This is a genomic window from Leucobacter sp. BZR 635 (genome assembly GCF_048061935.2).
Lineage (GTDB): Bacteria > Actinomycetota > Actinomycetes > Actinomycetales > Microbacteriaceae > Leucobacter.
Map to the genome: position 1 here is coordinate 64,461 of NZ_JBLUNZ020000035.1, position 7,573 is coordinate 72,033.

The 7,573-nt window shown below is 65.5% G+C and carries 6 protein-coding genes and 1 tRNA gene; 4 read left to right on the forward strand and 3 right to left on the reverse strand.

Annotated features, from left to right (window positions below):
- On the reverse strand, positions 1-1,674 hold the full coding sequence (gene kdpA, locus ACI1US_RS06935; protein WP_416549805.1) for a potassium-transporting ATPase subunit KdpA: 1,674 nt from the start codon (positions 1,672-1,674) through the stop codon (positions 1-3).
- Positions 1,674-1,763 carry a potassium-transporting ATPase subunit F gene (locus ACI1US_RS06940; protein WP_416549804.1) on the reverse strand — a complete coding sequence of 30 codons (90 nt, stop codon included), beginning with the start codon at positions 1,761-1,763 and terminating at the stop codon, positions 1,674-1,676. Before ACI1US_RS06940 ends, kdpA begins: the two co-directional genes overlap by 1 nt.
- Before the next feature lie 343 nt (positions 1,764-2,106).
- On the opposite strand from ACI1US_RS06940, the gene ACI1US_RS06945 reads away from it, so the two are divergent.
- The 3 genes from ACI1US_RS06945 (at position 2,107) to ACI1US_RS06955 (ending at position 6,536) form a co-directional block, all read left to right on the forward strand.
- On the forward strand, positions 2,107-3,438 hold the full coding sequence (locus ACI1US_RS06945; RefSeq protein WP_461639287.1) for a hypothetical protein: 1,332 nt from the start codon (positions 2,107-2,109) through the stop codon (positions 3,436-3,438).
- Positions 3,439-3,569: 131 nt separating this feature from the next.
- Positions 3,570-4,736 carry an acyl-CoA dehydrogenase family protein gene (locus tag ACI1US_RS06950; protein WP_416549803.1) on the forward strand — a complete coding sequence of 389 codons (1,167 nt, stop codon included), beginning with the start codon at positions 3,570-3,572 and terminating at the stop codon, positions 4,734-4,736.
- A 72-nt stretch (positions 4,737-4,808) separates the two neighbouring features.
- The gene (locus ACI1US_RS06955) at positions 4,809-6,536 is read left to right on the forward strand and encodes an amidase (protein ID WP_461639289.1); all 1,728 of its coding nucleotides are present in this window, start codon (positions 4,809-4,811) and stop codon (positions 6,534-6,536) included.
- Between the two features lie 132 nt (positions 6,537-6,668).
- Here ACI1US_RS06955 and ACI1US_RS06960 read toward each other — a convergent pair whose 3' ends face one another.
- Positions 6,669-7,229: a MarR family winged helix-turn-helix transcriptional regulator gene (locus tag ACI1US_RS06960; RefSeq protein WP_461639291.1), complete on the reverse strand. Its 561-nt coding sequence runs from the start codon at positions 7,227-7,229 to the stop codon at positions 6,669-6,671.
- 128 nt (positions 7,230-7,357) lie between these two features.
- Between ACI1US_RS06960 and ACI1US_RS06965 the strand changes: the two genes are divergently transcribed.
- Positions 7,358-7,429 (forward strand) — tRNA-Gln (locus tag ACI1US_RS06965).
- Positions 7,430-7,573: the final 144 nt, after the last annotated feature.

Consider the following 7,573-nt stretch of genomic DNA (forward strand, 5'->3'; position numbering starts at 1 on the left):
TTACACGAGCCCTTCAGCCAGGGGACCCAGCGCGAGAACGGGAAGAAACGCGAGCGCGGTGAGGAGTATCGTCACCGCAGCAAGCAGCCCAACGAAGAGTGGGCGATGGGTGGGGAGGGTGCCTGCGGTGGCGGGCACCCGATCCTGCGCCGCAAGCGAACCGGCGAGCGCGAGGACGAGCATGATCGGCACAAAGCGGCCGAGCAAGATCGTGACGCCGAGGGCAGTGTTCAGCCACGGGGTGTTCGCGGTAAGCCCGGCGAACGCCGAACCGTTGTTGTTCGCGGCCGAGGTGAACGCGTACAGCACCTCAGACATGCCGTGCACGCCGGGGTTGAGGATCGACTCGCCCGCCACGCTCTCACGCACGCCCGGCAGCGCGAAGCTCAGCGCGGTGCCCGTGAGCACGAGCGTCGGCATCACCAAAATATAGAGCGCAGCGAGCTTGATCTCGCGCGGCCCGATCTTCTTGCCGAGGTACTCGGGAGTGCGACCGATGAGCAGCCCGGCAATGAACACCGCGATCACCGCGAGCACGAGGATTGCGTACGTGCCGGAGCCGACGCCGCCGGGGGAGACCTCGCCGAGCAGCATGTTCAGCATCGGGAACATCCCGCCGAGCGCCGTGTACGAGTCGTGCATCGAGTTCACCGCACCGGTTGAGGTGCCAGTGCTTGTCGTCGCGAACAGCGTCGAACCGATGACGCCGAAGCGCTGCTCCTTGCCCTCGAGCGCGGCGCCTGCAAGCTCGGGAGCCGTGCCCCTGCCAGCGAGTTCGAGCGCCGTGAGTGCTGAGAAGCTGAGGAGGTAGAGCAGCCCCATCACGCTGAGAATCGCGATCCCCTGCCGATTGTCGCCGACCATCCGGCCGAAGGTGCGCGGCAGCGAGAACGGGATCGCGAGCATGAGCAGCACCTCGAACAGGTTCGTGAGCGGCGTCGGGTTCTCGAACGGGTGCGAGGAGTTCGCGTTGAAGAAGCCGCCGCCGTTCGTGCCGAGCAGCTTGATCGCCTCCTGCGACGCCGTCGGGCCACCCGGAATCGTCTGCGTCGCCCCAGCGAGGGTCGTCACATCGGTGAAGCCGTTGAAGTTCTGGATCACGCCGCCCGCGATGAGCACGATGGCGCTCGCCGCAGCGATCGGCAGCAGCAGCCGCAGCGTGCCGCGGGTGACGTCGACCCAGAAGTTGCCGATCGTGCCCGAGCGGCGGTACGCGAAGCCGCGCACGAGCGCGATCGCAACCGCGATGCCGACGGCCGCAGAGGTGAAGTTCTGCACGGCGAGACCCGCGAGCTGCACCGAGTACCCCAGGGTGGACTCGGGAGCGTACGACTGCCAGTTGGTGTTGCCGACAAACGACGCGGCCGTGTTGAACGAGAGATGCTCGCTCGGAGCCGTGAGGCCAAGCGAGTAGGGGAGCCACTGCTGCAGCCGCTGCATGCCGTAGACAATGAGCAGTCCGACCGCAGAAAACGCGAGCACCCCGCGCAGGTACGCCTGCCAGCTCTGCTCGGCGCGCGGATCCACACCGATGAGCCGGTAGATGCCGCGCTCGATGCGCCAATCCTTCGTTGACGTGTAGACCCACGCCATGTAGTCGCCGAGCGGCCGATAGATGACGGCGATCACGACGGCAACGCTCGCAACGGCGAGGAGCGCGTAGAGCCAGCCCATCAGAACTTCTCCGGGCGCACGAGAGCGATCGCGAGGTACGCGAGCGCCGCAATGGCGGCGAGCGCAGCGACGGCGTCGAAGACGGTCACAGTTTCTCCACCGCCTTCGCCAACAGGCCGATGAATGCGAACAGCGCGATCACGCCGAACGCGAAGACGACATCGAGCACGATGCACTCCGTTCATGAGAAAGCGGACGGCGGGAGCCGGAGCCGTGCGCCGCGGTGGCGCATGCCCCGATTTAATACCCGTTCGGAGTCGAAAAATGGGGCCCTAACGGAATCCATACGGCAGTCGAGGAATCCCTAACAGGAACTCCACGAGGCAGAAGTCGCTGTGGCATCCAATCAAGCGCCAATGGGTGCGCTAATCTCCCGCTATAAGCAATTTTTGTGGTGCTGTGTGCGCCGCGATCTAAGCGGGGAGTGCCACGATGACCGATGCGACGGAAATGGGGCAGCTGCGAGCGCGCATAGACAAGCTCGAGACGGAGAACACCGCCTTGAAGCGGCGGGAGTCGAAGGGGGCAGCGTACCGCACGCGATCGGTGCTTGCCGTGCTGGTTCTTCTGATTGCGGCCTTGCTTGCGCCGGCAGCTGTGGTGAGCACCTGGGTTCGCGCTGAGCTCATTGACACGGATCGGTTTGTGTCGAGTCTGGCCCCGCTTGCGGAAAAACCGGCGGTGCAGAGCTTTATTTCAGACGAGGTCGTGCGTGCGATCGAGTCGAACCTTGACATCGAGGCCGTCGTGCATGAGGCAGTCGTCGGCCTCAGCTCACTTGACCTTCCCCCGCAAGCGGCAACAGCGTTTGGACTGCTCGAAGGGCCAGCGGTACACGGAGTGCAATCCATTCTGCGCACCACTGTCGACCAACTTGTGGCATCGCCGCAGTTCGCTCGCGTCTGGGAAACGTCGCTGCGGCAGACGCATGCGCGCGCTATCGCGGTGATTCAGGGCGACCCGGATGGTGCGCTGCAACTCTCTGCTGACGGAACCCTGTCGATTGAGTTGGGGCCGGTGATCGCCGAAGTGCGTGAGCAGCTAGTGGCGCAGGGCGTTGGCCTCGCGACGCTCATCCCGACCATCGAGCGGTCGATCCCTCTCGTGACTTCAGACGCCCTGACGGGGGTACGTGCGGGGTATATGGCCGCCGCAGCCATTGGATATTGGCTGCCTTGGGTGGTCTTAGGGCTACTCATTGGGGGCATTGCGCTTGCGCATAATCGTGCCCGGGCAACATTTGGGGTGGGCCTGGGGCTTTCAGCGTCGTTGTTGTTGCTGCTAGCCGGAATTGGTACCGGCAAACTCTTCTTCATCGCGACCATGAGTCCGGCATTTATGCCCGCTGCCACCGCCGAGACGCTCTTTTCTCAAGTCACCCTCAGCGTCCACGCGATTGCCGTCGCGCTCGTGGTGTTCAGTGCCATCGTTGCGGTTGCCGCCTGGGGCTTTGGGCGCTCGCGGCAGGCGCGGGCGATCCGCACGGCGGTAAACCGGGGCTTTGCCCGGGCTCGCTCCGGGCTTGACCGCGTGCACCTCGACACCGGACGATTTGGGGCGTGGATCGACAGAGTCAGGCCCGCGCTCTGGGCGATTGCCGTCGCGGTGACCGTGCTCGTGGTGTTTCTCAACCGTCCGGTGACCCTCGCGGGTGTCTGGGGTGCGCTCGCATGGTTCCTCGTCGCGGTGATCGCGGTGGAGCTGTTGCGCAGGCCGCGGAGCGCTGACCCGGCGAATTCTGGAGCAATGCAACAATTCTCTTGACGTTGCACACAGCTGCCACCATGCTGGTGAGTACCCAATGCCTGTGATGGGCTCGCCCCTTGCGTGGGGCGCTCGACACCGGGCGACACCTTGAATGACCGCTCACCGCGATGACGCGAAGGGAAACGCACATGGAACGCGAAATTTACGAAGAGATCCACGACGATTTTCGTGAGCTGGTGAAGGAATTCACCAAGCGTTACGTCACCCAAGAGAAGATGCTTGAGTGGGAAGAAGCCGGTGAGGTCGACCGCGCCACGATGCTCGCCGCAGCCGAGCAGGGCCTCGTCGGACTGTCGGTTCCCGAGGAGTTCGGCGGAGCCGGCATGCTCGAGGATTACCGCTTCCGCTCGATCGTGAACGAGGAGCTCATTCGCTCAGGAAACGGCTCGGCACTCGCAGGGGCGCTCGGCATTCAAGACGACCTCGCCGTGCCGTATCTCGCGCGCTTCGGCACTCCCGAGCAGAAGCAGAAGTGGCTGCCGAAGATGGCATCGTGTGAGGTGCTCGGCGCCCTCGCGATGACGGAGCCCGGAACCGGCAGCGACCTGCGCGGCGTCACCACGACGGCGAAGAAGACCGAGGGCGGCTACATCGTCAACGGCGCAAAGACCTTCATCTCGAGCGGTAAGACTGCCGACATCGTTGTCACCTTTGTGAAGACCGGCGAGGGCAACCGCCCCGACGCCTTCAGCCTCATCATCATCGAATCCGGCATGGAGGGCTTCGACCACGGTCGCAAGCTCAACAAGATGGGCGCGCACGGCCACGACACCGCCGAGCTCAGCTTCGTTGACGTGTTCGTGCCCGACGAGAACCTCATCGGTGGCGTCGAGGGGCACGGCTTCGTGCAGCTCATGGAGAACCTGCCGCTCGAGCGTCTCTCGATCGGTGTCGTCGCCGCGGCGATCTCGGAGGCCGCGCTCGAGTGGACGCTCGACTACACGAAGAGCCGTGAGGCCTTCGGCAAGCCCGTCGCCGACTTCCAGAACAGTCGCTTCCGTCTCGCAGAGATGGCGACCACCGTCGACGTCATGTGGGCGTACGTCGATCGCGCGATGCGGCTCTTCCAGAAGGGTGAGCTCAGCGCAGACGAGGCCGCCAAGGTGAAGTTCTGGTGCACCGAGCGCGAGTGGGAGATCCTCGACCAGGGCGTGCAGTTGCACGGCGGTTACGGCTACATCACCGAGTACCCGATCACCCGCGCCTTCCTCGATGCACGTGTGCACCGCATCTACGGCGGCACCAACGAGGTCATGCGCGAGATCGTCGCACGCGCGGTGACCGGCCGAAAGTAGCAGCCGGCCCGCCCGGGTGGCGGCCCGATCCACCTCCCTTGACTCGCGCATGCGCCCACTACGATTGGGAGCATGCGCGAGTCTTTTGATTTCTCTGAGGCGAGCATCGCTGATGTGCTCGCCGCCTTCGAATCTGGGGAGACGACCCCGACGGGCCTCACCACGGCATTTCTGGAGAGGATCGCCGCCGTCGACACGGGAGAAGACGGCCTCCACGCGATCGTTGTGCCGAACCCAGACGCGCTCTCAGCAGCGGCCGAGTCAGACGCACGCTGGGCTGCGGGCACGCCGCGCGCCCTCGAGGGCGTGCCCTTCACCGTGAAGGACTCGTACATGGTGCGGGGGCTGACCGTCGCATCGGGCTCGCCCGCCTTCGAGCACCTCGTCGCGCAGTGGGACGCATTCTCCGTTGCGAAGCTCCGCGAGGCCGGTGCTGTGCTGCTCGGCAAGACCAATATGCCGCCGATGGCCGACGGCGGCATGCAGCGCGGCGTCTACGGCCGGGCTGAGTCGCCCTATAACCGCGGCTACCTCGCGGCCGCCTACGCCTCGGGATCCTCGAACGGCTCCGCCGTCGCGACCGCCGCGAACCTCGCCGTGTTCGGCATGGGCGAGGAGACGGTCTCAAGCGGCCGCAGCCCCGCCTCAAACAACGGCCTCTGCGCGTACACGCCCTCGTGGGGCATCCTGTCGATCCGCGGCAACTGGCCGCTCTTCCCGGCCCGCGACGTCGTCGTGCCGCACACCCGGTCGATGCCCGACATGCTCCGGCTGCTTGACGTGCTCGTCGCCGACGACGAGACCACGCGCGGTGACTTCTGGCGGGCGCAGCAGGTCGTTCCCGTGCCGCTGCCGAGCGAGCACCGGCCTGAGTCGTACGTTGAGCTCGCTGGTGCTGGTGCTGGTGCGGGTGCTGGTGCTGGTGCTGGTGTGCTTGCCGGCAAGCGCTTCGCGGTGCCGAGAATGTACCTCGGCCTCGATTCGGCCTTCCCGATCGCGGTGCGGCCGTCTGTGCTCGCGCAGTGGGAGATCGCGCGAGCGCGGCTCGAAGCGCTCGGCGCGGAGGTCGTCGAGACCGACTTCCCCCTCATCGAGCAGTACGAGGGTGACCGGCCCGGCCAAGAAAACGTCGGTGCCCTCGGCGTGCTGCCCGACGGCTGGATGGATACCGAATTCAACCACTTCCTGGCCCACGGCTGGGACGACTTTCTGCGCGCGAACGGTGACCCGGCGATCCCGAGTCTCGGCGCTGTCGATCCCGACACGATCTTCCCGCAGCCGCCCGGCACGCTGCCCGACCGCTACGAGGAGGTCGCGGACTACGAGAACCGGTACCGCGCGGTCGTGGCGTTCGCGCGGGCCGGGATCCCTGACCCGCGGGAGTTGCCTGAGTTCGGTGACGGCTTGCGGGCGCTCGTGCAGCTGCGCGAGCAGCTCTTTGAGTCGTGGCTGTCGGCTGAGGGGTTCGACGGCATGGTATTCCCTGCAAACGCTGATGTGGGGGCCGAAGCCGCCGAACGCGACGTGGCCGCTGCAGACCATGCGTGGTCGAACGGCGTGTTCTTCTCGAACGGCAACTACGCGCTCCGGCACCTCGGCATTCCGACCGTCACGGTAGCGATGGGGCTCATGGCCGACATCGGTATGCCCGTCGGCCTGACCTTTGCGGGCGCTGCCTACTCCGATCCCACGCTGCTGCAGTATGCGGCGGCGTTCGAAGCTGGGGCGGGTGCCGATGCTGGTGCTGGCTCGCTGCGCGTGCCGCCCGGGCCGGAGCTTGGGCGCGACCTCGGTGCTTGACCTCGGTGCTTGACCCCGGCGCTTTGCGACCTCTACACCCCCGTTTAATCTGGTCCGAGCCTTATGCGGCCTGCAGAAGGCTCAGGATAGAAAAATGGGGTCGGAGAGGGTTGCGAACGCTGGCTGGCGCGGCTAGTGGGTTTCGGGGGTGACGGGGCTCTCCGGGGACTCCGAGACCGGCTCGAAGCGGTCGACGCTTTTGGCGAGCTTGCGTAGCAGCGTTGCGAGCCGATCTCGCTCGGGGCGACTCATCGCGCCGAGCAGCCTATCCTCCGCGTCGGTGAGGCGCGTCATGGCAGCGTCGACGAGGGTCTGACCGAGCGGGGTCATCTCGACGAGCACGCCGCGGCCGTCGTTCGGGTCGGTGAGCCGGTGCACGAGGTCCCGCTCGACAAGCCGGTCGATACGGTTGGTCATGGTGCCGCTCGAGACCATCGTCTGTTGCACGAGCACCTTGGGGCTCTGGCGGTAGGGAGAGCCGCTGCGCCTGAGTACAGCAAGCACGTCGAACTCCCATGAAGCCAGGCCTGATCGTTCGAAGGCGTGCGAGCGCGCCCGGTCGAGGTGCTTCGCGATACGCGAGAGCCGTGAGAACACGGTGAGGGGTGCGAAATCGAGGTCGGGGCGGGCAGCGCTCCACGACGCGATAATCCCGTCAACCTCGTCGGTTGAGTCTGGGGTTCGGTCTTCCATCTGCTCATTATGGCTGGTGGAGAAGTAAATTTTGCCGTGAACCCGCCGCAGTTTGCGCCGTTCCCTCGAAGCGGTACGTAAGAGGCGCTGACGTCTGGCAGACTATATCCGTGCCGGTTTCGGTACGGTCCGCCTTGGTGTAATGGCAGCACGACAGCCTTTGGAGCTGTTAAGTCTAGGTTCGAATCCTAGGGGCGGAGCGACTAACGGTGAAGCGCAGCTTCACCGAGTCGCTCCGAAACGCTGCCCACGGCAGCGAATAGGGGTGGTGAAGCGCAGCTTCACCGAGTCGCTCCGAAACGCTGCCCACGGCAGCGAATAGGGGTGGTGAAGCGCAGCTTCAC

Coding starts and splice junctions, on each gene's coding strand:
- kdpA (WP_416549805.1), bottom strand. CDS start 1,674: ATGGGCTGGCTCTACGCGCTCCTCGCCGTTGCGAGCGTTGCCGTCGTG.
- ACI1US_RS06945 (WP_461639287.1), top strand. CDS start 2,107: ATGACCGATGCGACGGAAATGGGGCAGCTGCGAGCGCGCATAGACAAG.
- ACI1US_RS06950 (WP_416549803.1), top strand. CDS start 3,570: ATGGAACGCGAAATTTACGAAGAGATCCACGACGATTTTCGTGAGCTG.
- ACI1US_RS06955 (WP_461639289.1), top strand. CDS start 4,809: ATGCGCGAGTCTTTTGATTTCTCTGAGGCGAGCATCGCTGATGTGCTC.
- ACI1US_RS06960 (WP_461639291.1), bottom strand. CDS start 7,229: ATGGAAGACCGAACCCCAGACTCAACCGACGAGGTTGACGGGATTATC.